This is a genomic window from Pseudoxanthobacter sp. M-2 (assembly GCF_046156265.1).
GTDB lineage: Bacteria > Pseudomonadota > Alphaproteobacteria > Rhizobiales > Segnochrobactraceae > CAMDHY01.
In genome coordinates, this window is record NZ_JAWDIR010000022.1 from 539,579 (window position 1) to 564,160 (window position 24,582).

Consider the following 24,582-nt stretch of genomic DNA (forward strand, 5'->3'; position numbering starts at 1 on the left):
GGTGGACGACCCGGCACGGGACGGCGGGCCGGGTCGCTTCGCGCCGGGTGCCGGGCCAACCATCTCTCCACACGGCGCCCGTCTCGCCGGGTCGTGCACGGAGCCGGCGCGCGCGAAGGTCAACCTCGCCCTCCACGTCACCGGCCGGCGCGGCGACGGCTTCCACACCCTCGACACCCTTGTCGCCTTCCCGCCGATCGCCGACACCGTCACGGTGACGGCGGCCGGTGATGGCGGGGGCTTCGGCCTCACCGTCGATGGTCCGTTCGCCGCCGCCGTCCCGACCGGTCCCGACAACCTCGTTCTGCGCGCCGCCGCCCGTCTCGCCGCCGGTTACGGTGCGGCCGCGGACGCGCCAGCAATCGCCCTGGCCGCCGGACCGGATGCGTCGGTCGGTGCGCCGCCGACCGCGAACCGGCTCGCCGCCGCCCATATCCGGCTCACCAAGGCCCTGCCCGTCGCCGCCGGCCTCGGCGGCGGCTCGTCGGATGCCGCCGCGACGCTGCGCGCCCTCGACCGGCTGTGGAGCCTCGGCCTCGACCCCGGCCGCCTCGCCGATCTCGGCCGCCCGCTCGGCGCCGACGTCGCCATGTGCGTGCACGCCCGGCCGCTGCGCGCCACCGGCATCGGCGACGTCGTCGACCGCTTCGTCGCCCTGCCCGCCGCCGGCATCGTGCTGGTGAACCCCGGCGTCGCGGTACCGACGCCGGCGGTGTTCTCGATCCTCGCGCGCCGGGACAATCCGCCCCTGCCACCGCTGCCCGACCGCTTCACCGACGCCGCCGACCTGGCGGCCTGGCTGAGGCTTGGCCGCAATGACCTCGAAGCCGCCGCCCGCACCGTCGCGCCGGCAATCGGCGACGTCCTCGCCGCGCTTTCGTCCGACCCCGAGGTGTTGCTCGCGCGGCTGTCCGGCTCAGGTGCGACGGTGTTCGCGCTGACCGCCGACGCAGCGTCGGCCGACCGCATCGGCGCCCGCATCACCGGCCTCGGCCGGCCGTGGTGGGTGGCCGCCGCCGCGCTCGACGCGCCCGGCTGAGGCGCCGCCCTAGGCGGGCGGCATCGCAAGCCATTGGTGAGACCCCGCGGGTCCAGTTCAGGCGAACGCCAGCGGCGCCGCGTCGCGAAAAATCGCGTCCGCCTCCGCCGTCCACGCCGACCCCGTGCCGGCATGCAGAACCAGCCGGTCGCAGAGCCGCATCGGCCCGCGGCTGCCGAGCCCGGCCCGCACGACGACGCGGATCGCCGGCGTCCCGGCACGGGGATGCACCGGCCGGATCGCCACCGCCCCGAACCGTCCCTCCAGCGCCGAAAGCAGCCGGTCGAGCCCGTCGGCGGGAAAGATCACCGCGACGACGCCGCCCGGTGCCAGCGCCCACGCCGCCGTCCTGAGCCAGCGCTCCAGCCCGTCGGCGGCGAGCACGTGAGCCGCGGCCCGTCCGGCCGCCGGCGAGGCCCGCACGGCTTCGGGTGCGTGAAAGGGCGGGTTGAGGATGACGTGCGTCGCACCGCCACGCGCCAGCCCCGCCGCCACCCGCTCCGCCTCCGGCGCGCCGATGTCGGCTTCGACCACGGTCACGCGGTCGGCGAAGCCGGCGTTCTCCGGCACGGCGAGCGCGGCGCGGGCGAGGCCGGTGAGCAGCGGCTCCCGCTCCACCAGCGCCACCGTCACCGCCGGACAGCGCGCCGCGACGGCGAGCCCCGCCGTGCCGCAGCCGGCGCCGAGATCGACGACGAGGCCGCGGGCGTCCGTCGGCACCGCGGCGGCGAGCAGCAGCGCGTCGGTGCCGGCGCGGTGATGGCCGCGCGCCGGCTGCACGACCGCGAAGCGGCCGCCGAGCAGGAGGTCGGTCGTCGTCGCCGGTGCCTCGCCGTCGTCCACCGCGCCCTCCCGCTGCAGGGTGGCTAGCGGACGGGGGCGAGTTCGCCGCCGAGCCCGGCGTCGGACAGGATGGCGCGCGCCTGCGCCGCCCGGTCCTGCTGGACGACGACCCGGCGCGGCAGGATGCCGAGCGAGCCCTCCAGCACGCTCATGTTGGTGTCGAGCACGGCGTAGCCGATCGACGCCTCCTTGAGCAGCGCCTCGGCGAAGGAGAGCGTCGCCGGGTCGTTCGTCCTCAGGATCTCTTCCATCCGTCCTCCAGGCCCGTCCGCACCCGGGCAACACTGTGTCGATGCGGCGGTGCGTGCCGCCGCGCCTCCCTTGTCGCGCCCCGCCCTACTCCCTATCCTCCCGCACGACGAAGGCAAATCGGGAGAGCAGGCGTGGCTTTGGCCCAGCCGGTCGCGGAACGCGCGGCCGACGATACGGGGATCGACGATCTCGTCCGGCTCACCGCCGCCGACATGGCGCGCGTCAACGCGATGATCCTGTCGCGCACGGGCTCGGACGTCCAGATGATCCCGGAGGTGGCCAACCACCTGATCTCGTCGGGCGGCAAGCGGCTGCGGCCGATGCTGACGCTCGCGAGCGCCGCCCACTTCGACTATCCGGGCGAGGGCCACATCAAGCTCGCCGCCTCCGTCGAGTTCATGCACACCGCCACGCTGCTCCACGACGACGTCGTCGACGAGAGCGACCTTCGCCGCGGCAAGCCGGCGGCACGCATGGTCTGGGGCAACCAGGCGAGCGTGCTCGTCGGCGACTTCCTGCTCGGCCAGGCCTTCAAGATGATGGTCGAGGTCGGCTCGCTCGTCGCTCTCGACATTCTCTCCAGCGCCGCGGCGGTGATCGCCGAGGGCGAGGTGATGCAGCTCGACGCCGCCAAGGACCTGAAGACCGACGAGGCCACCTACCTCGCCGTCGTCCGGGCGAAGACGGCGGTGCTGTTCGCCGCTGCCGCCGAGGTCGGCCCGGTCGTCGCCGGCGCCGGCGCGGCCGAGCGCGCCGCGTTCTCCGCCTACGGCCTCAATCTCGGCCTCGCCTTCCAGCTCGTCGACGATGCGCTCGACTATGGCGGCTCCAGCCAGAAGCTCGGCAAGCGCGTCGGCGACGACCTGCGCGAGGGCAAGATCACCCTGCCGGTGATCCTCGCCTACGCCGCCGGCTCGCCGGACGAGCGGGCGTTCTGGCGGCGCTGCATCGAGGAGGGCGACGTCCAGGACGCCGACCTCGCGACCGCCATCGAGCACCTCGCGCGCCACGGCGCCATCACGGCGACGCTCGAGCGCGCCCGCGGCTTCGGCACGGCGGCGATCGAAGCCCTCGACGGGCTCGCCCCCTCGCCGTTCCGCCGGGCCCTCACCGACGTCGTCGGCTTCACGCTGTCGCGCACGCACTGAGGCGCGACGACCCGCGTGCCGCCGCCGGCTTGATCGCTCCGGCGGCGCGCGCTATGCACCGCGGTCCCGCAACCGCCACCCGACGCTTCGACCGCGCCCTTCGCGACGCCCTCGAGACTCGGACCCGACGGCCGAGCGGCGCCGGGGCGATCAGGCCGTCCGGCGCCGGCCCGCGGCAAGGGTGAGGAACCCCGGACCCGATGTCGAGCGCGTCCCGCCGCGTCTTCCTGTTCCTGCAGGGCCCCCCGTCGACCTTCTTCGCCGAGCTCGCCGACGAGCTCGTGCGGCGTGGCGAGCGCGTCGTGCGCGTCAACCTCGCCGCCGGCGACCGCCTCTACTGGCGCCGCCCCGGCGCCCTCAACTATCGCGGCTCGTTCGCCGAGTGGCGCGGCTACGTCAGCGCCCTGATGGCGCGCGAGGGCGTCACCGACGTCCTCTTCTATGCCGACCGCTATCCCTATCACCGCGTCGCCGGGGCCGTGGCGCGCGCCCTCGGCGCCCGCGTCACCGCGGTCGAGTTCGGCTACCTGCGCCCCGACTGGATCACCTTCGAGCGCGACGGCATGGGGGTCTACTCCCACTTCCCCGACGACGCCGAGACGATCCGCGCCGCCGCCGCGACCCTGCCCGAGCCCGACGCCACGGTGCGCTACCGCTACCCGTTCCGCACCGAGGCCTTCCACGAGGTCGTCTACAACCTCGCCCAGGTGTTCGCGCCCTACCTCCACCCGCGCTACCGCTCGAGCGCCTACTACCATCCCATCCACGACTACCTGTCGTGGGTGCCGAAGCTGGCGCTGGAGCCCTTCAAGGAGCGCCGCGCCCGCGCCACGGTGGAGCGCCTCGTCGCCGGCACGACGCCCTATTTCGTGCTGCCGATGCAGCTGCAGAGCGACTACCAGATCCAGGACAACTCGCCCTTCGACGACCTCGGCGAGGTCCTCCGCAAGGTGATGATCTCGTTTGCCGAGCACGCCCCGCAGGAGACGCGCCTCGTCGTCAAGATCCACCCCCTCGATCCCGGCATCGAGCGCTGGCCGATGCACGCCCGCATCGTCGCCCGCGAGCTCGGCCTCGCCGATCGCGTCGACGTCATCGACGGGGGCGACCTTTACAAGCTGCTCGGCAAGGCCGAGGGCTGCGTCGTCGTCAACTCCACCGTCGGCCTGCACGCGCTCCGCCTCGACTGCCCGGTGGCCGTGCTCGGCGTTGCCGTCTTCGACGTGCCCGGCCTCACCTTCCAGGGCGCGCTCGACGACTTCTGGACGACGGCCGAGCGGCCGGACGCCGAGCTGCGCGACGCCTTCGTGCGGCTGCTCGCCGCCGCCACCCAGGTGAAGGGCTGCTTCTACACCGCCGAAGGTCGCGCCGCTGCGATCACCGAGGCGGCCGACCGGCTCATCGCCGACCGCGTCAACGAGCCCGGTGCCTTCGTCGACCCGCCGCCGCGCCTCGTCCGCGCCCGCGCCCTCGGCATGGACGCCAAGGTCGACGACGCGGCAGCGGCGCTGCCGGGAGAAGTCCGCCGGTGACCGCCGTCGGCACCGCGGCGGCCAGGCGGCGCTCGACGCTGTTCCTGCAGGGGCCGCTGTCGCCGCTCTACGCGATGATCGGCGACCGGCTGGAGGCGCGCGGCCACGCCGTCCACCGCATCAATCTCTGCCTCGGCGACAGCCTCGACTGGCGCCGCCGCGGCGCCGTCGCCTACCGCGGCTCGGTCGCGAAGTTCCCGGCCTTCGTCGCCAGGCTGATGGACAAACACGCCGTCACCGACCTCGTGCTGCACGGCGACCGCCGAATCTACCACCGTGCCGCCGCTGATGCGGCCCGCGAGCGCGGCATCGTCGTCGCGGCGACCGAGCTCGGCTACCTGCGGCCGGACTTCATGACGATCGAGCGCGACGCCACCGCCACCGGCTCGCACTTCCCCGAGGACCCCGACGCGATCCGCGCCATCGCCGCCGCCGTGCCGGCGCCGGACCTGACGCTGCGCTACCGCGGCTCCTTCGCAGCCCAGGCGGTGCCGGACGTCGTCTACAATCTGTCGAACAGCCTGTTCTGGTTCCTGCACCCGGGCTACCGGCGCCACACTATCCACCACCCCTTCGCCGACTACCCGGCCTGGGGCCTCCGCCTCCTCACCGAGCGCCGCCGCAAGACCGATGCGGAGCTGCTGCTCGCCGAGCTGATGGCGGCCCGCACGCCGTTCTTCGTCTTCGCCATGCAGCTCGAGGGCGACTTCCAGATCCGCGACCACTCGCCTTATGGCAGCCTGCGCCCGGCGCTCGCCGAGGTCTTCGCCTCGTTCCACGCCCACGCGCCCCATGGCACCATGCTGGTCGTCAAGAACCACCCGCTCGACAACGGCCTCGAAGGCTGGCGCACCGCGGTCCACCGCCTGGCGGCCGCGCACGGCCTGCGCGGCCGTGTCCTCTTCGCCGACGGCGGCGGCCTCGCGCCCCTCGTCCAGGCGAGCCGGGGCCTCGTCACCGTCAATTCCTCCGCCGGCCTCGAGGCGCTGCAGTGGGGAATGCCGGTGAAGACGCTGGCGCCGGCGATCTACGACATCCCCGGCTTGGTCGACCCCGGACCCCTCGACGGCTTCTGGCGCACGCCACGGGCGCCGGACCCCGCATTGCTTGAGGCCTTCGTGCGGGCGCTCGCCGCGACCGTGCAGGTGAAGGGGACGATCTATTCGAAGGATGGCTGCGTCGCCGCCGCCGACGCGATCGCGGCGCGCATCCACGACCGCACGCTCAACCAGCCGGGCGGCTTCGTCGACCCGCCGCCGCGCCTCGCCCGCGCCCGGGCGCAGGGGTGCCCGCTTTAGGCCGGCGCGTGATCAGAGCTTGAGCGGCGCCAGCGTTGCCACAGCGGCGGACGCCAGCAGGCCCGAATCACCGCCGAGCGCCATCAGGCGGAAGCCGGCCGCCTGCATCGAGGCGACCTCCTCGGCGTTCTGGCAATAGACGCCGGCGAGCTTGCCGGCGGCCACCGCTGCCGCGCCGATCGCCCGGACCGTGTCAAGCGTCTGCGGCGCCGAGGGCGCGAGCCGTCCGCCGGTGAGCGCGATCGACAGGTCGGACGGGCCGACGAAGACGCCATCCAGCCCCTCGACGGCGAGGATCTCGGAAAGGGCCGCGTAGGCGGCGGACGTCTCGATCATCGCGAACGCCAGTGTCGCGGCGTTGGCCGTGGCGAGCCACTCGTGCTGGTCGGTGATGCCGGCGACGCCCATCGCCTCGAACGGCCCCCAGCTGCGCTGGCCGAGCGGCGGGTACTTGACGTGTGCGACCAAGCGCCGCGCGCCGGCCGCGTCCTCGATCATCGGCGCGATGATCGCCACCGCACCCATGTCGGCGACGCGGCTCGCGCCGGCGAAGTCGTCGACCGCCAGCCGCACGATGGGAGCCGCGCCATTGGCGGCGGCGGCGGGAATGCCGAGCGCCACCGAGGCGAGGTCGTGCAGGCCGTGCTGCATGTCGAAGGTGACGGCCGGGTAGCCGGCCCGGCCGAGCACCGCCGGGACGCGCGGGTCGGGCAGCCCGCTCCAGGCCGTGATGATCGTCTCGCCCGCCCGCATCCGGCGGGCGAGGTCCATCGGAGCCGAGCGGGCGTGCGCCACGGTCAGCCTTCGCTGCGCAGCTGCTCGACCGCCATCGCCATGAATTCGTTCATGGCCGTGCGGATCTGCGCGTCGCTCTGAGCGATGCCGGCGGCGTCGAAATCGCCGCGGATCTTCTCGAAGACGTCCTCCTCGCCCGGCTTCTCGAAGTCGGCGCGCACCACCTCGACGGCATATTCGGCCGCCTTCTCGCCGGACAAGCCGAGCTTCTCGGCGGCCCACATCCCGAGCAGCTTGTTGCGACGGGCGCCCGCCTTGAAGCGCAGCTCTTCGTCCCGCGCGAACTTGCTCTCGAAAGCCTTCTCGCGGTTGTCGAACGTGGTCATCGGGTTCCTCCGGAAGCACCAGCCGGCCCTTGCATATCGACGGGCAGTGGCCAAATCAACGGCGTCACGCCGGCAGCCTCGGGCCGCGTCGCGGGCCGCATCCGGCCCGGGCGCCCAGCGGCCGCCGGACCGCCACATTTGTACTGTCCGGGCGGATCGGCTAGGGTCCGGACGTGAACGCGGGGGACGGGCCAAAGGGGCCGTTGCCCGCGCATTTGTCGTTGCTGTGGCGGCTTCGACCGATGGCCCAAGGCTCGCGTTCAAGAACGCCTGTCGTTCCCGATCGCGACGCCTCATCCGCGGAGACCTGACCCCGGCATGGATTTCCTCAAGCCCACTCGGTACATCCCCATGAACCGTCGCCGCCGTGTCTATGAAGGCAAGGCCAAGATCCTCTACGAGGGTCCCGAGCCTGGTACGCTCATCCAGCACTTCAAGGATGACGCCACCGCATTCAATGCGAAGAAGCACGAGGTGATCGACGGCAAGGGTGTGCTGAACAATCGCATCTCCGAGTACATCTTCACCCACCTGAACAACATGGGGATCCCGACGCACTTCATCCGTCGGCTCAACATGCGCGAGCAGCTGATCCGCGAAGTCGAGATCATTCCGCTCGAGGTGGTGGTGCGCAATGTCGCCGCCGGCTCGCTGTCGACCCGCCTCGGCATCGAGGAAGGCACGCCGCTGCCGCGCTCGATCATCGAGTTCTATTACAAGAACGACGAGCTCGGCGACCCGATGGTCTCCGAGGAGCACGTGACGGCGTTCGGCTGGGCGAACCCCCAGGAGATCGACGACATCATGGCGCTCGCCATCCGCGTCAACGACTTCCTCGCCGGGCTCTTCCTCGGCGTCGGCATCCGCCTCGTCGACTTCAAGATGGAGTGCGGCCGCCTCTGGGAAGGCGACATGATGCGCATCGTCGTCGCCGACGAGATCTCGCCGGACTCGTGCCGGCTGTGGGACATCGTCACCAACGACAAGCTCGACAAGGATCGCTTCCGCCGGGATCTCGGCGGAATGCTGGAGGCCTACCAGGAGGTGGCCCGCCGGCTCGGCATCCTCAACGACAACGACCGCACCACCACCCAGGGCCCCACCCTGGTGCAGTGACGGCGCACGCGACGGGGGCGCCGGATCGGGCATTCGTCCGAACCGGCTTCCCCGCACGCGCGTCTTGGTGCTAGACGCGGCTTCCTCGCACGTGCGTCCCGGTGCCCGACGCGCAGTGGACCGCAGCTCCGGAGCAGCCATGAAAGCCCGCGTCGTCGTCACCCTGAAGTCCGGCGTCCTCGATCCGCAGGGCAAGGCGATCGAGGGAGCGCTCTCCGCCCTCGGCTTCTCCGGCGTCGAGGCCGCCCGCCAGGGCCGCGTCATCGACCTCGATCTCGCCGAGACCGACCCCGCCGCCGCCAGGGCACGGGTCGCCGAGATGTGCGAGAAGCTCCTCGCCAACACCGTCATCGAGAGCTACGCGATCGAGATCGCTGCCTGAGAGCCGGAGTTCGCCCGATGAAAGCCGCCGTCGTCGTCTTCCCCGGCTCCAACCGCGAGCGGGACGTGCTGCGGGCGCTGACGCTCGCCGGCGCGGAGGCGTCCACCGTCTGGCACGCCGACACCACGCTGCCCGAGGGCGTCGACCTCGTCGTTCTGCCGGGCGGCTTCTCCTATGGCGACTATCTGCGCTCAGGGGCCATCGCCGCCCGCGCCCCGATCATGGCCGCCGTTCGCCGCCACGCCCAGCGCGGCGGGCTCCTGCTCGGCATCTGCAACGGCTTCCAGATCCTCACCGAGGCGACGTTGCTGCCCGGCGCGCTGATGCGCAATGCCGGCCTCACCTTCGTCTGCCGCGAGGTGAAGCTCGCCGTCGAGCGCGCCGACACGCCGTTCACCGCCCACTACCAGGCCGGCCAGGTCATCCGCTGCCCGGTCGCCCACCACGACGGCAACTATTTCGCCGACGCGGCCACCCTCGACCGCCTGGAGGGCGAGGGGCAGGTGGTGTTCCGCTATGCCGAGGGCACCAACCCGAACGGCTCAGCCCGCGACATCGCCGGCATCTGCTCGGCCAACCGCAAGGTGCTCGGGCTGATGCCGCACCCGGAGAACCTCGTCGAGGAGATCGCCGGGGGCATCGACGGCAAGCCGCTGTTCGAGAGCCTCGCCGCAGCCGCTTAATGCCCAAGGCCATGGCCTGCCGAACCCCAACCGGAAACTCAGCCAACGCGACTAGCCGTTTGAGATTCTGATTCCCTTGGCCGCAATAAACGCGGGGTACTCAATCTCAAAAATGCCCTCGTCCGATCTCGCAAGAAAGCTATGCGGATCGCATCTAAACACGAGAAGTGGTTTGTTAAACGGGAAGTTGTCAAAGTCTTTTACATATCCAGAAGATCGCAACTCTAGTTGCGTCTCAAAATCTATAGTTATCTTTCTTCTTAAGATGAAATCTCTCACCTGGAAAATCAATTTCCGGCGTAGCAGTCGGTCCACTAGCCGTGATGGTTCGAAGGTGGCCGCGTATGGCAAGAAGCTCATTCCCACCCTTACGTAGGGCGGTGACGGTCCATCATTGATAAATTGTTCGCGCGACCACCCCGCATCAGTCAATAGCTCGACGAGCGAGCGGCCAGACATCATTGAGGCACGCTGGAGGTTGCACCAAGTTTTTTAGGGTGCATCAGCCGCGTCTCCGACCTCCCGCCCTCAGCCGCCCGCCTTCTTCGCCGCCGCCTCGTCGGTGAGCGCGATCGCATCCACGGCCCCGGCCTGGATCGCCTGGGTGCGCGCCGCGGCGTATTCCGGCGTCCCCGGCTCTCCCTCGACGCGCACCGTCACGACGCGGTTGGCGAACTTGATGCCGGCCTTCTGGAAGGCCGCCTGGATGCGGTGGTAGACGACGCGGCGCAGCACGAACTGGTCGTTCGGCTTGGTGCGGAACTTGACCCGGATGATCATCGCCGAATCGTCCATCTCGTAGACGCCCTGCGACTTCAGCGGATCGAGGAACATCGACCCGTAGGTCTCGTCCGCGAGCAGCTCCTCGCCGACCTTCTTGATGATCTTGCGGACCTTCTCGCTGTCGGTGTCGAGCGGCAGCCGGAGCGGCAGCTTCATGATCGCCCAGTCGCGCGAGAAGTTGGTGATCGACGCCACCTCGCCGAAGCGGATGGTGTTGAGCGGCCCGTTCTGGTGGCGCAGCTGGAAGGAGCGGATGGAGATCTTCTCCACCGTGCCCTTGATCTTGCCGATGTCGATGTACTCGCCGACGCGGAAGGCGTCGTCGACGAGGTAGAACGCCCCGGAGATGACGTCTTCCACCAGCTGGCGCGAGCCGAAGCCGATGGCGAGGCCGATGACGCCGGCACCGGCGAACAGCGGCGTGATGTCGACGCCGATCTGCGACAGCGCCATCATCGCCACCATCACGACGATCGAGGCGAGCAGGAAGAAGCGCAGCAGCGGCAGGATGGTGGCGAGCCGCGACTTGCCCGCGGCCATCGGCACGTCGCCGGAATCGACGTCCGCCCCGTCCGGACCGTGCGGCGAGGAGTCCTCCTCGGCGATCTTGCGGTCGATCCAGATCTTCACCGCGTCATAGGCGAGCCAGCCGAGGAAGACGACGACGAGCACGTCGAAGATGCGCCCGCCGACGTCGGGCTGGCCGATGAAGTCGACGCCCCACAGGTGCAAGAGCACCGCGATGCCGCCGAAGATGACGACGAGCGCAGCGCCGCGCTCCAGCAGGTCTCGGTAGTCGGCGATCCGCTTGCCCTCGTCGGCGCGGCTGTGGCCGGCATAGAGCTCCGGCAGCCGCTTCATGCTGCGCTCGATGACGAGGACGGCGATGCCGTAGAGGCCGAGGCAGATGATCAGGATCGGCAGCGGCGCCACCACCAGCGCCTCGGCCCCCGGATGGCCGAGCAGCAGGCGCACCGAGCGCACCAGCCAGGCGGCAAGGAGGTAGACGATGACGAAGAGGTGCCAGTTGTAGACGAGCCAGCGCTTCCAGATCGGCGCCGGCCGCCCGGTCGGCGGCAGGATCGCCTCGGCGATGGCGCGGCGATTGACGACGCAAACCCCGATGATCAGCAGCACCCCGAGACCGCTCAGCACGATGGCGATCAGGTCACGGGCCGCATCGCTGATGGCGAGCCCGGCGAGCCAGGTGTTCAGCGCGAGCACCACGACCGCCAGCGTCACGACGACATTGACGTCGCGCGTCAGCCGGCGGGCCTCGCCGTCGTCGAAGTTCAGCACCCGCTGGTGCGGCATGTGCGGAGCGATCACGCACTTGACGATCGCCGTGAACGCGCGCGCCAGCACGGCGGCGGCGATCATGATCATCACGGTGCGGTGCGCATAGGGCGCCATGCCGTGGGCGATCTCCTTGGCGACGACGGCGACGATGCCGAGCACCAGCGCGCCGCAGACACCGATCGCCGTGCAGATCAAGAGCCAGCCGATCCGCTCGTGCAGGTGCTCGGGCACCGCGGGGAGCTTCGACAGCCACCGCCGGCGTGCCCACTTCTGGAACAGCCAATCGGCGATCAGGCCGATCAGGATGGCCACCACGCCGACTGCCAGCGCCGACGGCAGCCAGTTGCCGGCGCCGGGCGGCGCCTCCTTCTCCACCGCTTCGCCAATTTCGTCGGGAAGTTCAGGCGCCGAGGCGATCGCCTCGCGCAGCTGGTCGCGCGCCGCCTCCAGCGCCAGCTGGATGTCGATCTCCTCCGCCGCAACCTCGGTCACGAGCGCCTGGCCGGTGGTCTCGGCCGGAGCCGCCGGGGCCGCCGCGGCGGCGGCGTGGCCGCCCGTCGCGTGCGCAGCCCCGGCCTCCTGGGCCGAAACGCCGGGCGCGACGGCGCAGGCGAGCCCGAACGCGACGACGAGCCCGAGCGCGGCCTGAAGCAGGGGTCTCCCCCGCCGGGCTCCCGCGCGTTCCGGGGCGCACGTCCCCGCATTCCGACGATCTGACATGGCGGCCCCCGAAACTCGCGATGCGACGCGATCCCCCGGCATCCTTCGCCGCCCCGTTCCGGGTCGTCAAGCGGGCGCTGGCGCCGTTCGCCGTGCCAAGGCGACGAGACCGTCGACCGGGCGCGCGGGCTGCGCTATGGCCAAGCGAGCGCAGAGGAGCACCCATGGCCGAGACCTACGACCTGATCCTGCGAGGCGGCACCGTCGTCGGCATCGGCGGCATCGGCCCGGCCGACATCGCCGTGCGCGACGGTCGCGTCGCCCGCATCGGCGACCTGCCCGCCGGCGTCGCCCGCGAGGAGATCGACTGCCGCGGCCTGACGGTGCTGCCGGGCGTCGTCGACAGCCAGGTGCATTTCCGCGAGCCGGGCCTCGAGCACAAGGAGGATCTCGAGACGGGGTCGCGCGCGGCCGTGCTCGGCGGCGTCACCGCCGTCTTCGAGATGCCGAACACCAAGCCGACCACCGTCACCGCTGAGCGGCTCGCCGACAAGCTCGCGCGCGCCCGTGGCCGCATGCACTGCGACCACGCCTTCTGGGTCGGCGGCACTGCCGAGACGGTCGACGACATCCCGGACCTCGAGCGCCTGCCGGGCGCTGCCGGCATCAAGATCTTCATGGGCTCGTCCACCGGCGACCTGCTGGTGCCCGACGACGCCGCCCTCGGCCGGGTGCTGGCGAAGACGCGCCGGCGCGTCGCCGTCCACGCCGAGGACGAGCCGCGGCTCGAGGCCCGCAAGGGCCTGCGCGTCGCCGGCGACCCGAGCTCCCACCCCGCCTGGCGCGACGAGGAGGCGGCGCTGATGGCGACCCGCCGCCTCGTCGGCCTCGCCCGCCGTCACGGCGCGCTGGTGCACGTCCTGCACATCTCGACCGCCGCCGAGCTCGCCTTCCTCGCCGGCCACCGCGACATCGCCAGCGTCGAGGCGACACCCCACCATCTGACGATGGCGGTGGAGGAGGACGGCCCCCGCCTCGGCACGCGTCTGCAGATGAACCCGCCGGTGCGCGACGCCGGCCATCGCGCCGCCCTCTGGGACGCGCTCGACCAGGGCATTGTCGACGTGCTCGGCTCCGACCACGCCCCGCACACGCTGGAGGAGAAGGCACTGCCCTACCCGCAGTCGCCCTCCGGCATGACGGGTGTGCAGACGCTGGTGCCGATCATGCTCGACCACGTCGCGAGCGGCCGGCTCACCTTGCAGCGCTTCGCCGACCTCACCAGCGCCGGCCCGGCGCGGCTGTTCGGCATCGCCGGCAAGGGGCGGATCGCGGTCGGCTACGACGCCGACTTCACGATCGTCGACGCCCAGGCGCGCTGGACCATCACCGACGCCTGGATCGCCTCCCGCGCCGCCTGGACACCCTATGACGGGCGCACCGTCACCGGCCGGCCGGTCGGCACCATCGTGCGGGGTATCCGCGTCGTCTGGGACGGCGACCTCGTCGAGGAGGGTCGGGGCGAGCCGGTGCGCTTCCACGCCGCCCTCGCCCCGTCCGCCTGAGCCGGCTCGGCCCACACAAGCGTCGGGGCCGCGCGTGCGGCAGAGCTGAAAGCAAAACGGCCGTCGCGGAGAGCGACGGCCGTTTTCATGTTCAGGGTCGGCCGGCGCTCCGGCCAGCCGGGTGTGGTCGTGTCAGCGCAGCGCGACGGTGATCATCGTGTCGCCGACGTCGGGGGCGAACCGATCCGTGCGCGGGCCGGGGACGACGCCGGCATAGAGACCGTCGGTGCCCGGCAGGTCGACCGCCGCGATGATCGCCGGCAGGCTGCGGCAATCCGGGGCGCTCAGCTTGGCGAAGTCCATCGCCCGCACGGTCACCTCGTTCGACAGCAGCATCGGCTCGGAGCGGTCCGGAGCCGTCAACTCGTCGGCGAAGGGATCATAGGCGGCCACGGCGACGAGGCCCGGCATCGGCGTGATGCCGAGATCGCTCGCACCCGGCATGGCGTCGTCGGAGACGCCACGCGAGGCGGTGGCGGAGCCGCGCATCGGCGCCGGCGGCCGGCTGTCGCGCAGCACGGTCGCCGCCGTCTCCGCGAACGGATCGACGGTGTCGCCGGAGAGCGAGGCGGGACCGGCGGACGCGTAGCCGAGCACCGGCGGCGTCGTGCCCGGGGTGAGGGGCGCTGCGGCGACGAGCAGTTCGGCCGGCTTGGGCTTCGGCGGCGCCGTCGAGGCGACGGCGATCGCCACCGAGCCGGGCTCGCGGCCGGGGGCCGGAACCGGCACGCGGAGCGCGGCCACGGCAACGGCCTCCGTCGCGGCCGGTGCCGGCTCGGCCACGGCCGGCGCGTCGGGCTTGGCCCGGGGCGGCAGGGTGTTGGAGGCGACGAGCAGCGCGCCGACCGGATCGGTGCCCGGAGCGACGGGCGCCGGCTCGGGTGCCGCGGCCGGGGCCGGCGGAGCAGGCGGCGGCGGAGCGGCGACGACCGCCGGCTCGGGCTGCCGCGGAGCGGCGCGGGTCGCGGCCGGCGGGTCCGTCTCGGCGTCGACGCCCGGCAGCGCGGTGTCGGACGGCGGCACGCGGCCGCTTGTCGACGTCGGGGCGCGGGCGATCTCGGTGGCACGGGCCGGCGTCGTGGCGCGCGCCGGAGCGGGCGCATCCTCCTCGTCGCCGCCGCCGATGGCACCGGAAGAATCGACGGTATCCTCTTCCTCGTCGACACCACCGCCGAACAGCTGCGCGAGCAGGCTCTTGCTGGCACCGGCGGGCGGCCGGATGATGCCGTCGCCGCGGCCGAAGCCGGCCATCGCGCCGGGTCCGGATTCTCCACCGGACGACGAGGCGACGCTCAGGCCCTTCTTGCGGCGCAGATAGTCGTTGACGGCCTCCTCGTACCCGGGCAGCGGCTTGCCGTCCGTCGGCACGTGCAGGGTGCGGCCCTTCGGGAAGATGGCGACGAGCTGCGCGCGGTTCATCCGCGGCCAGTGGCGGACGCTGCCGGTGTCGGTGTGCACGAATGGGGTGCGCGACGACGGGTAGTAGCCGACGCCACCCACCTGCTTGCGCAGCGCAATGGCGCGCAGCTTGGCGGTCGGCACGTCGGTGACGAACCAGTCCATCGCACGCCCGTAGGTGTGCTGGCTGTTCTTCGCGACGCCACGCGAGCGTTTGCGCAGCATGCTGTTGGTCGCCGGGGAGCGATAGGCGGAGGTGACGGTGATCGGCTTGCGCGACCCGGATTCCTTCCAGACCTCGTAGACGAGGTCGAACAGGGCCGGGTCCATGCGCGTCGGCTCGTTGCGGCGCCAGTCGCGCAGCATCTGGTTGAGCTTTTTCAGCCCCGCCGGGTCGTAGCGACCGTTTTTCTTGAAGGTGATCTGGGCGCGTTCGCCGGTGTGGACATAGTAGAGGTCCAGGGTCCGGGTCTCGGCCGAGGCCGGGGACGCTCCGAGGGCGAAGCATCCCGCTACGAGCGCAGCAGCGACCGCCCCAAAGCGGGCGATGCGCGCAAACGCGAATCGTCGTGCCAAATGGATCACTATCCGTCCGTCTCCACTCGACGCCGCGCCGCGCCGTGCCGCCCCCGAACGTGATTACGTCCAAACCCGTTAATGAGCGTTTACCGTATCCGGGCCGCGAAGAAAACCGGGGCTGTGGCTTTTCCGGAGGAGAGACTTTCCTCTACAGGCCGAGGGCGCGGATCGTGCGGGTATCGAGGCCGTAAGGATCGCCGCGCAGCGCCAGCGTTCCATCGCTCGTGGCCACAGCGGTGAAGTAGGCGAGATGCACCGGCATCGGCTCGGTCAGGTCGACGCGCGCCTCGCGGCCACCGATCATCTTGCGCAGCCGCTCGCCGTTCCACTTCGAGTGACCCTCCAAGAGGGCGTCGGCGAAGGCGAGCGGATTTTCCACCCGCACGCAGCCGTGGCTGAAGGCGCGCACCGGCTTGTCGAACAGCGCCTTCGACGGCGTGTCGTGCAGGTAGACGGCGTGCTCGTTCGGGAACATGAACTTGAGGTTCCCCAAGGCGTTGCCGTCGCCCGGCCGCTGGCGGATGCGGACACGCCGGATGGTCGATTCGTTCCACGACACCGAGCTCGGCGGCACGACCCGACCGTCGACGACGACCTCGTAGTTGCGCCGCGCGAAGTAGCCGTCTGGGTTCTGCTGGATCGACGGCAGCATCTCCTTCGAGGCGATCGAGACGGGCACGTTCCAGAACGGATTGACGACGATGAATTCGATCTCGTCGGAGAACAGCGGCGTCGGCGTCGTCGGTGCACCGACGACGACACGCGTGCGGAAGCGCGGCAGACCGTCGCGGACGATCGCGAGTTCGTAGCCCGGCACGTCGACGAAGACGTGATCGCGACCGAGATCGCGCGGCATCCACCGCCAGCGCTCCATGTTGGCGAGCACCAGCGCCGTGCGGTCCTTCTTGCGGCCGCCGTTCAGCACCCGCACCGTCAGCGCGCCCAGGATGCCGTCGTCGGTCAGCCCCTGCGCCTTCTGGAAGTCCATCACCGCGGCGCGCACGTCGGCGTCGTAGAGGGTCGGATCGGCGGTGACGACGCCGACTGCGAGGCGACGGCGGATCACCTCGACCCGCGGGTCGCGCATACCGAGCTTGAGCGCCGGGCCGGTCGGCACCGGCTCCGGGTCGACGGCCGCCTTGTCCGCGGCGATGACGGCGAGCGCCCGCTTCAGGCGCCGGTAGCCCTCGTGGGGCGGGTTGTAGGTGTCCAGCGCAGCGGCAATGTCCCGGCTTTGTGCCAGGGTGGCGAGGACGTCGTCGGCTTCGGGCGCTTCCGGCTTCAGGGTCGCGAGCGCCCAGACGGTCGCCGGGCGCGTGCGGCCGGCCGAGGCCTCGCGGGCATAGAGGGCGAAGCTCTGCGAGATCGCGAGTTCAAGCGTCGCCGCGCGGGCCGTGGGGTCGGCGGCAGCCGGCATGGCCACGGCATAGCGGGTGGCGTCGAGGCCGTCCTCGCCGGCGCGGGCGAGGCGGGCGAGGCCGGCGCGCGCCCGATCCGTCGGGCGGTTCCCCTCCACCCAGGCCGGGGCGAACTCGCGCCCCGCATAGAAGTCGCGCAACGCCGTGGCGGTGGCGTCCTTCGGGTCGGCGGCGGCGATCGCCAGTTCGAAGGCGAGGCGGGAGCGCAGCGGGTCGGCGAGTTGCGACGCCACAGGCGGCAGCTTGCGGCCGGCGACGAGGCCATCCCCGGGCGCCGGCCGCGGGGCGGCGACAGGCAACGGCGGGGCGGGCGGTGCGGTCTGCGGGAACACCGGGGGCGGCGGCAGGGCGGTGACGACGGGCTGACGCGCCGCCGGCATGACGACGGCGGCCTTCGGGGGGGGCGACGACGGGCACGGCAACGCTCGGCCGGGGCGGCGGCACGACGGCGCGCATCACCAGCGAATCGCCGACGACGGCAGCGGCCGCGGGAGCGGCCATCGTTCCCGCCAGCATCGCCGCGAGCACGACCGCAGCGGGCCTGTGGTGCCGGTCCGGCCGTCCCGTCTCACGCGTCCGTGCGCTGCGCATCCCGTCGATCCGTTCGGTGGTCTTCGGCGGCGAAGGTGCCGGCGCGAGCCTTGAGGGAAGGTGAACGACGGCGCCGCCTCAAGCCATGCGCAGGATCTCGCCGGCGATTGCGCCTGGCTGTTGCAGCGGCGCCACGTCGGCGCTCGTGCCCCGGCATGACAGGAGGCCGCGCTTCGACTAGGAAAGCCTGGGGTTGCCGCCGTTCAGCGTCAGGATCGTCCATGTTCACTAAGCCGCCGCTCTCCCGCCTGCCCTCCGCCCTCGCCTCGCCGTCCGCCGCGGCGAGCGCCGGAGCGACAGCGAGCGACCTGCCGGTCTGGAACCTCGACGACCTCTATCCGGCGATCGATTCGCCCGCCGTGCGCGCCGACCTCGACCGGGCGCATGCCGAGGCGGTCGCCTTCGAGGGCGAGTACAAGGGCAAGCTCGCCGACGCGCTGGCACAGCCGGGCGGCGCGGCAGCGCTCGCCGCCGTCATCCGCCGCTACGAGGCGCTCGAGGAGTTGATCGGCCGGCTCTATTCCTATGCCGGCCTCGTCTATGCCGGCGACAGCGATACCGTCGCCCACGGCAAGTTCTACGGCGACGTGCAGGAGCGGCTGACGACCGCGAGCGCCCACCTGCTGTTCTTCTCCCTCGAGCTCAACGCCATCGAGGAAGCGGTCCTCGACGCCGCCCTCGACGACCCCGAGCTCGGCCACTACCGCCCGTGGCTCGAGGACGTCCGCCGCGGCAAGCCCTACGAGCTCGAGCCGCGCGTCGAGCAGCTGTTCCACGAGAAGTCCGTCACCGGCCGCGGCGCCTGGAACCGCCTGTTCGACGAGACGGTGGCCGCGATCCGTGTCGACGTCGAGGGCGAGAGCCTGACGCTCGAGGCGGCGCTGAACCGCCTGCAGGACCCGAAGGAGGCGCGTCGCCGCGCCGCCGCCGAGGCGCTCGCCACAGCCTTCAAGGGCGAGACGCGCACCTTCGCCCTCGTCATGAACGTGCTCGCCAAGGACAAGGAGATCTCCGACCGCTGGCGCGGCTTCGAGGACGTCGCGGACTCGCGCCACCTCGCCAACCGCGTCGAGCGCGAGGTCGTCGAGGCGCTCGTCACCTCCGTGCGCGAGGCCTATCCGCGGCTTTCCCACCGCTACTACGCCATGAAGGCGCGCTGGCTCGGCAAGGACAAGCTCGACCACTGGGACCGCAACGCCCCGCTGCCGGAGAGCGACGAGCGCGAGATCGGCTGGGACGCCGCCCGCGACACCGTGCTCGAGGCCTACGGCCGCTTCTCGCCCGAGCTCGCCGCACTCGGCCGCAAGTTCTTCGACAAGCCATGGATCGACGCGCCGACGCGGCCCGGCAAGTCACCGGGCGCCTTCGCCCACCCGACAGTGCCGAGTGTCCACCCCTATCTGCTGCTCAACTACCAGGGCCGCGTGCGGGACGTGATGACGCTCGCCCACGAGCTCGGCCACGGCGTGCACCAGCTGCTCGCCGCCCCGAACGGCGCCCTGATGGCGCCGACGCCGCTGACGCTCGCCGAGACGGCGAGCGTGTTCGGCGAGATGCTGACGTTCCGTTCGCTGCTCGACGCCGCCAAGGACCCGAAGACCCGCCGCGCCATGCTGGCGGCCAAGGTCGAGGACATGCTGAACACCGTCGTCCGCCAGATCGCCTTTTACGGCTTCGAGCGGCGCATCCACCTCGAGCGCCGCGACGGCGAGCTCACCGCCGAGCGCATCGGCGAGATCTGGATGGAGGTGCAGGCCGAGAGCCTCGGCCCGGCGATCCGCCTCGGCCCGGGCTACGACACCTTCTGGTGCTATATCGGCCACTTCGTGCACTCGCCGTTCTACGTCTACGCCTACGCCTTCGGCGACTGCCTGGTGAACTCGCTCTACGCCGTCTACGAGGACGCCGCGACGGGCTTCCAGGACAAGTACTTCGCCATGCTGAAGGCCGGCGGCACGCGCCACCACTCCGAGCTCCTCGCCCCCTTCGGCCTCGACGCCCGCGACCCGGCCTTCTGGAGCAAGGGCCTCTCGGTCATCGAGCGGATGATCGACGAGCTCGAGGCGGCCGACCGCGCCGCCTGACGCGGGGCACGCAACGAAACGCGGCGGGCGAGGGCATTCCGATGAGCCAGGTGTTTCTCGTGCCAATCCTCGCCTGGGTGGCGACGCTCATCGGCACCGGCTTCGACCTCGGTCGCGGGCCGCGGCCGATCACGGTCGCGCTCGTCGCCGACCGCTTCGCCCGCTGGGTCTGCCTGGTGCCGCTCGGGCTGATGGGCCTCTGGGGCTTCCTCGGCCACGTCTTCTTCCCCGAGCGGGCGGCGGAGGCGATCGGCTGGGCGACGAGCCCGTTCCAGACCGAGGTCGGCATGGCCAACCTCGGCATCGGGGTCGCCGGCGTGCTCGGCGCCTTCATCGCCGCGCCGCCCTACCGGCTGGCGCTCGCCATCGTCGCACTCTGCTTCCTCGGCGGCGCCGGGGTGACGCACCTCGTGCAGATCTCGCAGACCGGCAATCTCGCCGCCGGCAATGCCGGGCCGATCCTCTACACCGACTTCCTGTCGCCGATCGCGCTGCTGGCCGCGCTCGCCGTGCAGCGGCTGTTCGGAGGCCGGCAGACGGCGCCGTGAGCCATGGCCTCGCCCATACCCCCTATGCCGACGGCCACAAGCCGTTCTCCATCGGCCTCGCGCCGCTCGACCTCGCCGACTGGATCGAGCCCGACGAGCGGCTCCTCGCCGACCTCGCCGAGAAGGACCGCCTGTTCGCCGAGCGCCGCGACATCGTCTTCGCCGCCGAGCCGGATACGGTCGAGGCGCAGCGCGAGGTGCTCGCCCTCCTCCTCGCCCACCTGACCGAACGCTTCCCCGAAATCTGGCGCATCGACCCCGACGGCACGGTGGCGATCGCCGGCGGCCGTCGCGTCGACCCCGCCGCCGACGCCGGCGTGCCGCTCCTCGCCGCCGCGCGGCTGGTGCAGGAAGACCTCGTACTGATGCGCCGGGGGCCCGACGGCTGGCGCCTCGCCGCCGCGGCGCTCTGCTTCCCCTCGGCCTGGTCGCTGACGGGGAAGTTCGGCGCCAGCCTCGACGGCCTGCACGGCAACGTGCCGGGCTACGCCGGCGCGATGGGCACGCGCATGGCCCGCATCTTCGACAGCCTGCGCCTCGAGCACCCGGTCTGGCGGCTCAACTGGTCGATCTACCCCGACGACCGCCTGCACCATCCGGAATCGAAGGAACAGCCACGCGCCTGGTTCGGCGGCGCCGACGATTTCGCCGCCTCGGCCTTCGTCCGCGTCGAACGCCAGACGCTGCGGCGGCTGCCAACGTCCGGCGACATCCTCTTCACCATCCGGATCCACGTCGACCCGATGCTCGCCTTCCGCCGCCACCCCGACGGCGCCCGCATGGCGTCCGGCCTGCGCGACCGGCTGCTGTCCCTCGACCCGGCACAACTCACCTACAAGGGCCTCGCGGCCCACCGCGACCGCCTGGCCGAGGCGCTGCAGCGGATCGCGGCGGGGAGTTGAAGAGGGTCAAAGTGACCAGGGGTCGATGACGTCAATTCCACAGCTCTGGAAGTGCTTGACGTTCCGCGTTGCGACCGGAGCCGCATTGGCGCAGCAGATTGCTGCAATCTGCATGTCGAACGCTCCGACAATTTCGCCGCGACGCTTCGTAAGTCCAGCGATGCGTGCGTAGTGCACGCTCGCTTCGGAATCGAAGGGGAGAATCTGATCCGCCGTGAGGAGGCTGAACAAGGCGACGGCACGTCCCTGCAACTCATCGCGGCGCCGCCCGTCGGGCATTGTTGCCAAACCACTCAAGACCTCGCCATGCGAGACCGCCGTCGTGAAGAGCCGAGAGCGTGGCATGCGATCGATCCATGCGATTACGCGCGGCTCTCCGCTGGACTTCATCATCTCCGAGAGGACGTTCGTGTCGAGGATGATCATCTCGGCTCGTCGTCGCGCCCCCAGTCTTCAAGGCCCGGAACTGGTCTCGGAGGCAGGTCCTCCGGTATCGTAAGATCGACACCCCCGACTTCGGCGAACATCCGGCTTATGCGGGTACCGAGGCCGGACGGCACGTCGGCATCGGGACCGGCGCCCACCGCACGGTGCAGGATCTCACGCGCCTCCGCTTCCATCGAGCGTCCGTTGTGGGCGGCGCGGATGCGCAGGCGGGCCTTCGTCGCTTCGTCGAGGTTGCGGATCGTCAGAACGGCCACGACACCCTCCTCGAAAAATGACGATGCAGAACTGCCTCTAGAGAAAAGCTCCAACTCCAAGGCGCAGCATCGCCGTCTTTGACAGCATTGCTTACATCATAGCCCACCACCTCCCCCGCCCACAACGCCGCGCCGGCTTGGCGAACTCCTCTCCCCTGTCCATATGCCTGACGGGCGCCCTCCCCGCGCCCGACGCACTCTTGCCGACGACAGCCGGGACGCCCTGATGGCCGACGACGAACGCAACCGCTTCACCGCCCGCGCGGCGCGCTATGCCCGCGTCGGCGGCGACGTCTCCGGCGTCGCCGCCAAGATCGTCGGCTCGCGCCTGCTCGGCCGCGCCCTCGACGACGAGAAGACGGCAGCCGAGATCACCGCCGTCCTCGGCGGGCTGAAGGGCCCGCTGATGAAGGTGGCACAACTTCTCTCGACCATCCCCGAGGCGGTGCCGCCGGAATATGCCGAGGCGCTCGCCGGCTTGCAGTCGAACGCGCCGCCGATGGGCTGGGCCTTCGTCCGCCGCCGCATGATCGCCGAGCTCGGCCCCGACTGGGAAAGCCGCTTCGCCCGCTTCGAGCGGGTGCCAGCGGCCGCCGCCTCCCTCGGCCAGGTCCACCGCGCCACCGCCCTCGACGGCGCGCCCCTCGCCGTCAAGCTGCAGTACCCGGACATGGAATCGGCGGTGGAGGCCGATCTCAAGCAGTTCTCGCTGGTCTTGTCGCTGCATCGGCGGATGCGGCCGGCGATCGACACCCGCGAGGTTGCCGAGGAGATCGGCGCGCGCCTGCGCGAGGAGCTCGACTATCGCCGCGAGGCCCGCCACGCGGAGCTCTATCGCACTGTGCTGGCCGACGAACCCGGCATCCGCGTGCCCGACGTCCACAGCGATCTGTCGACCCGCCGCCTGTTGACGATGGGCTGGCTCGAGGGCCGCCGCCTGCTCGAGTTCAAGGGCCACGACCTCGCCGACCGCAACCGCATCGCCGACACGATGTTCCGCGCCTGGTGGCACCCTTTCACGCGCGTCGGCGTCATCCACGGCGACCCGCACCTCGGCAACTACACGGTCTACGAGGAGGACGGCGCGCCCGCCGGCATCAACCTGCTCGACTATGGCTGCGTGCGCATCTTCCCGCCGAAGTTCGTCACCGGCGTCATCGAGCTCTATCGCGGCCTGCAGCAGAACGACCACGAGCGCGTCGTCGCGGCTTATGAGGTCTGGGGCTTCCGCGGCCTCAAAAAGGAGATCATCGAGGCGCTCGATATCTGGGCCCGCTTCATCTACGGCCCGCTGCTCGACGACCGCGTGCGCCGCATCGCCGACGGCGTCAGCGCCGCCCAGTACGGCCGCCGAGAGGCGTTCCGCGTCGCCCAGGCCCTGAAGGAACACGGCCCGGTGACGGTGCCGCGCGAGTTCGTCTTCATGGACCGCGCCGCCCTCGGCCTCGGCGGCGTCTTCATCCACCTCGACGCCGAGCTCAACTTCCACGACCTCTTCAACGCCGCCATCGAGGGCTACGAGGAGAGGCTTCTCGCCGAGCGTCAGGCGCGGGCGCTCGCCGGCGCCGGGCTCGAGCCGATGGCGGCCTGAGCCCGGCGCTCGCCGCAGCCCCTTACAGGTCGAGCTGGTAGGACACCGGCACGAAGCGGTAGCCCTCGCTTTTCGGCTCGAGGTAGCCGACCGACGGGAACGGCATGTGGAAGCCGACGAACGGCACCTTGTCGGCGGCGATCATGCCGAGCACGGCCTTGCGGGTGGCGACCCCCTTGTCCTTGTCCATGTCGAAGCGCACGTGCCAGTCCGGCCGCTGCATCGACAGCACATAGTGGTTGGCGGTGTCGGCGGTCAGCACCAGCCGGCGGCCACCGCTCTCGAGGTTGTAGATCATGTGGCCCGGCGAATGGCCGAAGGCCTCGATCGCCGTGATGCCGGAGACGACGCTGTCGCCGCCCTTCACGAAAGTCGTCTTCTCGGCGAGCGGCACGACGTTCGCCTGCACGAGCTTGGCGCCGCCCTCGGTCGGGCCCGACAGGCGGTCCGGCGACGACCAGAAGTCGTACTCCGTCGCGCCGGTGACGTAGCGGGCGTTCGGGAACACCGGCTTGCCGTCGGCCATCAGGCCGCCGATGTGGTCGCCGTGCATGTGGGTCAGGACGACGACGTCGACGCTCTCCGGCGGATAGCCGGCGGCGGTCAGCCGCTCGGCAAGGTTGCCGGCGGCCGGCAGGCGTGCCGCGCCGGTGCCGGTGTCGAACAGCACGACCTCGGACCCGGTGTTCACCAGCGTCGGCGTGTAGCCGTTGATCAGCTTGTCGGCCGGCAGGAAGTTCGCGGTCGCGAGTTCCGCCACCGCTTCCGGTGTCTGGTTGACGCCGAAGGTGCCGGCCGGGTTTTCCATCGGCACGGTGCCGTCCTGGACGGTGACGACCTCGAAGTCGCCGAGGTTGAAGCGGTAGACGTTGGGCTTCATCGGGCCTTGTTTCTCGGCGGCGGCGAAGGCGGGGCGGGCGCCGGCGAAGACGCCGGTGGCGGCGGCCACTACCGCCGCACTGGCGGCACCGGCCCCCAGGATGAGGCTGCGCCTGTCGGTCGAAAAGCTATCGGTCGGCATGGTCGTAGGCTCCTCCAACGCGGATTGC

22 protein-coding genes are annotated in these 24,582 nt (G+C 71.3%); 12 read left to right on the top strand and 10 right to left on the bottom strand.

The genetic code is table 11. From position 1 onward, the window contains the following. Position 1: 1 nt before the first annotated feature. Positions 2–1,039, top strand: a complete 1,038-nt coding sequence (locus RUR49_RS14140; protein WP_409147020.1) for a 4-(cytidine 5'-diphospho)-2-C-methyl-D-erythritol kinase — start codon at positions 2–4, stop codon at positions 1,037–1,039. Positions 1,040–1,096: 57 nt separating this feature from the next. On the opposite strand, the gene RUR49_RS14145 is transcribed toward RUR49_RS14140, so the two are convergent. Together RUR49_RS14145 and RUR49_RS14150 are read right to left on the bottom strand one after the other, a co-directional pair. Next, a complete protein-coding gene (locus tag RUR49_RS14145) occupies positions 1,097–1,882 on the bottom strand; it encodes a tRNA1(Val) (adenine(37)-N6)-methyltransferase (RefSeq protein WP_409147021.1) in 786 nt (261 codons plus the stop codon). 23 nt (positions 1,883–1,905) lie between these two features. Next, the gene (locus RUR49_RS14150; RefSeq protein WP_409147022.1) at positions 1,906–2,133 is read right to left on the bottom strand and encodes a DUF2007 domain-containing protein; all 228 of its coding nucleotides are present in this window, start codon (positions 2,131–2,133) and stop codon (positions 1,906–1,908) included. 132 nt (positions 2,134–2,265) lie between these two features. Between RUR49_RS14150 and RUR49_RS14155 the strand changes: the two genes are divergently transcribed. From RUR49_RS14155 to RUR49_RS14165, 3 genes are all read left to right on the top strand, one after another. Then, a complete protein-coding gene (locus RUR49_RS14155; protein WP_409147023.1) occupies positions 2,266–3,282 on the top strand; it encodes a polyprenyl synthetase family protein in 1,017 nt (338 codons plus the stop codon). A 200-nt stretch (positions 3,283–3,482) separates the two neighbouring features. After that, entirely contained in the window at positions 3,483–4,814 is a 1,332-nt protein-coding gene (locus RUR49_RS14160) for a capsule biosynthesis protein (RefSeq protein WP_409147024.1), read from the top strand. Beyond that, the gene (locus RUR49_RS14165) at positions 4,811–6,112 is read left to right on the top strand and encodes a capsule biosynthesis protein (protein WP_409147025.1); all 1,302 of its coding nucleotides are present in this window, start codon (positions 4,811–4,813) and stop codon (positions 6,110–6,112) included. Before RUR49_RS14160 ends, RUR49_RS14165 begins: the two co-directional genes overlap by 4 nt. Positions 6,113–6,124: 12 nt before the next feature. Here the strand turns inward: RUR49_RS14165 and RUR49_RS14170 are convergent, their stop codons facing one another. Next, on the bottom strand, positions 6,125–6,907 hold the full coding sequence (locus RUR49_RS14170; protein ID WP_409147026.1) for an HpcH/HpaI aldolase family protein: 783 nt from the start codon (positions 6,905–6,907) through the stop codon (positions 6,125–6,127). A 2-nt stretch (positions 6,908–6,909) separates the two neighbouring features. Beyond that, entirely contained in the window at positions 6,910–7,233 is a 324-nt protein-coding gene (locus RUR49_RS14175) for a DUF1476 domain-containing protein (protein WP_409147027.1), read from the bottom strand. 318 nt (positions 7,234–7,551) lie between these two features. Here RUR49_RS14175 and purC point away from each other — a divergent pair, with 318 nt between their 5' ends. From purC to purQ, 3 genes are all read left to right on the top strand, one after another. Then, positions 7,552–8,349 (top strand): phosphoribosylaminoimidazolesuccinocarboxamide synthase, encoded by a 798-nt coding sequence (purC, locus tag RUR49_RS14180; RefSeq protein WP_409147028.1) that lies wholly within the window; start codon positions 7,552–7,554, stop codon positions 8,347–8,349. A 139-nt stretch (positions 8,350–8,488) separates the two neighbouring features. Further along, the gene (purS, locus tag RUR49_RS14185) at positions 8,489–8,731 is read left to right on the top strand and encodes a phosphoribosylformylglycinamidine synthase subunit PurS (RefSeq protein WP_409147029.1); all 243 of its coding nucleotides are present in this window, start codon (positions 8,489–8,491) and stop codon (positions 8,729–8,731) included. Positions 8,732–8,748: 17 nt separating this feature from the next. Continuing rightward, positions 8,749–9,414: a phosphoribosylformylglycinamidine synthase subunit PurQ gene (purQ, locus tag RUR49_RS14190; protein ID WP_409147030.1), complete on the top strand. Its 666-nt coding sequence runs from the start codon at positions 8,749–8,751 to the stop codon at positions 9,412–9,414. Between the two features lie 528 nt (positions 9,415–9,942). Here the strand turns inward: purQ and RUR49_RS14195 are convergent. Next, positions 9,943–12,216, bottom strand: a complete 2,274-nt coding sequence (locus tag RUR49_RS14195) for a mechanosensitive ion channel domain-containing protein (protein ID WP_409147031.1) — start codon at positions 12,214–12,216, stop codon at positions 9,943–9,945. A gap of 164 nt (positions 12,217–12,380) precedes the next feature. Between RUR49_RS14195 and RUR49_RS14200 the strand changes: the two genes are divergently transcribed. Continuing rightward, the gene (locus tag RUR49_RS14200; protein WP_409147032.1) at positions 12,381–13,721 is read left to right on the top strand and encodes a dihydroorotase; all 1,341 of its coding nucleotides are present in this window, start codon (positions 12,381–12,383) and stop codon (positions 13,719–13,721) included. 132 nt (positions 13,722–13,853) lie between these two features. On the opposite strand, the gene RUR49_RS14205 is transcribed toward RUR49_RS14200, so the two are convergent. Together RUR49_RS14205 and RUR49_RS14210 are read right to left on the bottom strand one after the other, a co-directional pair. Then, positions 13,854–15,668: a DUF882 domain-containing protein gene (locus RUR49_RS14205; protein WP_409147149.1), complete on the bottom strand. Its 1,815-nt coding sequence runs from the start codon at positions 15,666–15,668 to the stop codon at positions 13,854–13,856. A 178-nt stretch (positions 15,669–15,846) separates the two neighbouring features. Beyond that, positions 15,847–17,496 carry a murein L,D-transpeptidase gene (locus RUR49_RS14210; RefSeq protein ID WP_409147033.1) on the bottom strand — a complete coding sequence of 550 codons (1,650 nt, stop codon included), beginning with the start codon at positions 17,494–17,496 and terminating at the stop codon, positions 15,847–15,849. 432 nt (positions 17,497–17,928) lie between these two features. On the opposite strand from RUR49_RS14210, the gene RUR49_RS14215 reads away from it, so the two are divergent. The 3 genes from RUR49_RS14215 to RUR49_RS14225 are packed head-to-tail and all read left to right on the top strand — an operon-like array spanning position 17,929 to position 21,241. Further along, positions 17,929–19,791, top strand: a complete 1,863-nt coding sequence (locus tag RUR49_RS14215; protein WP_409147034.1) for a M3 family oligoendopeptidase — start codon at positions 17,929–17,931, stop codon at positions 19,789–19,791. A gap of 41 nt (positions 19,792–19,832) precedes the next feature. Then, positions 19,833–20,339: a DUF6790 family protein gene (locus RUR49_RS14220; RefSeq protein WP_409147035.1), complete on the top strand. Its 507-nt coding sequence runs from the start codon at positions 19,833–19,835 to the stop codon at positions 20,337–20,339. Beyond that, positions 20,336–21,241 carry a heme-dependent oxidative N-demethylase family protein gene (locus tag RUR49_RS14225; RefSeq protein WP_409147036.1) on the top strand — a complete coding sequence of 302 codons (906 nt, stop codon included), beginning with the start codon at positions 20,336–20,338 and terminating at the stop codon, positions 21,239–21,241. Before RUR49_RS14220 ends, RUR49_RS14225 begins: the two co-directional genes overlap by 4 nt. A 6-nt stretch (positions 21,242–21,247) precedes the next feature. Here the strand turns inward: RUR49_RS14225 and RUR49_RS14230 are convergent, their stop codons facing one another. Both RUR49_RS14230 and RUR49_RS14235 read right to left on the bottom strand, forming a co-directional pair. Next, complete coding sequence (locus RUR49_RS14230) at positions 21,248–21,667, bottom strand: type II toxin-antitoxin system VapC family toxin (protein WP_409147037.1); 420 nt, start codon at positions 21,665–21,667, stop codon at positions 21,248–21,250. Then, positions 21,664–22,002, bottom strand: a complete 339-nt coding sequence (locus RUR49_RS14235; RefSeq protein ID WP_409147038.1) for a FitA-like ribbon-helix-helix domain-containing protein — start codon at positions 22,000–22,002, stop codon at positions 21,664–21,666. The genes RUR49_RS14230 and RUR49_RS14235 overlap by 4 nt, the downstream gene beginning before the upstream one ends. Positions 22,003–22,168: 166 nt before the next feature. Between RUR49_RS14235 and RUR49_RS14240 the strand changes: the two genes are divergently transcribed. Further along, positions 22,169–23,533 (top strand): ABC1 kinase family protein, encoded by a 1,365-nt coding sequence (locus RUR49_RS14240; RefSeq protein WP_409147039.1) that lies wholly within the window; start codon positions 22,169–22,171, stop codon positions 23,531–23,533. Positions 23,534–23,555: 22 nt separating this feature from the next. Here the strand turns inward: RUR49_RS14240 and RUR49_RS14245 are convergent, their stop codons facing one another. Continuing rightward, positions 23,556–24,554 (bottom strand): MBL fold metallo-hydrolase, encoded by a 999-nt coding sequence (locus RUR49_RS14245; protein WP_409147040.1) that lies wholly within the window; start codon positions 24,552–24,554, stop codon positions 23,556–23,558. Positions 24,555–24,582 lie beyond the last annotated feature (28 nt).

Bases quoted from the DNA above. Each gene is read 5' to 3' on its own strand.
- RUR49_RS14150 (WP_409147022.1), bottom strand. From the start codon at position 2,133: ATGGAAGAGATCCTGAGGACGAACGACCCGGCGACGCTCTCCTTCGCC.
- RUR49_RS14160 (WP_409147024.1), top strand. From the start codon at position 3,483: ATGTCGAGCGCGTCCCGCCGCGTCTTCCTGTTCCTGCAGGGCCCCCCG.
- RUR49_RS14175 (WP_409147027.1), bottom strand. From the start codon at position 7,233: ATGACCACGTTCGACAACCGCGAGAAGGCTTTCGAGAGCAAGTTCGCG.
- purC (WP_409147028.1), top strand. From the start codon at position 7,552: ATGGATTTCCTCAAGCCCACTCGGTACATCCCCATGAACCGTCGCCGC.
- purS (WP_409147029.1), top strand. From the start codon at position 8,489: ATGAAAGCCCGCGTCGTCGTCACCCTGAAGTCCGGCGTCCTCGATCCG.
- purQ (WP_409147030.1), top strand. From the start codon at position 8,749: ATGAAAGCCGCCGTCGTCGTCTTCCCCGGCTCCAACCGCGAGCGGGAC.
- RUR49_RS14195 (WP_409147031.1), bottom strand. From the start codon at position 12,216: ATGTCAGATCGTCGGAATGCGGGGACGTGCGCCCCGGAACGCGCGGGA.
- RUR49_RS14200 (WP_409147032.1), top strand. From the start codon at position 12,381: ATGGCCGAGACCTACGACCTGATCCTGCGAGGCGGCACCGTCGTCGGC.
- RUR49_RS14210 (WP_409147033.1), bottom strand. From the start codon at position 17,496: ATGCCGGCGGCGCGTCAGCCCGTCGTCACCGCCCTGCCGCCGCCCCCG.
- RUR49_RS14215 (WP_409147034.1), top strand. From the start codon at position 17,929: ATGTTCACTAAGCCGCCGCTCTCCCGCCTGCCCTCCGCCCTCGCCTCG.
- RUR49_RS14220 (WP_409147035.1), top strand. From the start codon at position 19,833: ATGAGCCAGGTGTTTCTCGTGCCAATCCTCGCCTGGGTGGCGACGCTC.
- RUR49_RS14230 (WP_409147037.1), bottom strand. From the start codon at position 21,667: ATGATCATCCTCGACACGAACGTCCTCTCGGAGATGATGAAGTCCAGC.
- RUR49_RS14240 (WP_409147039.1), top strand. From the start codon at position 22,169: ATGGCCGACGACGAACGCAACCGCTTCACCGCCCGCGCGGCGCGCTAT.
- RUR49_RS14245 (WP_409147040.1), bottom strand. From the start codon at position 24,554: ATGCCGACCGATAGCTTTTCGACCGACAGGCGCAGCCTCATCCTGGGG.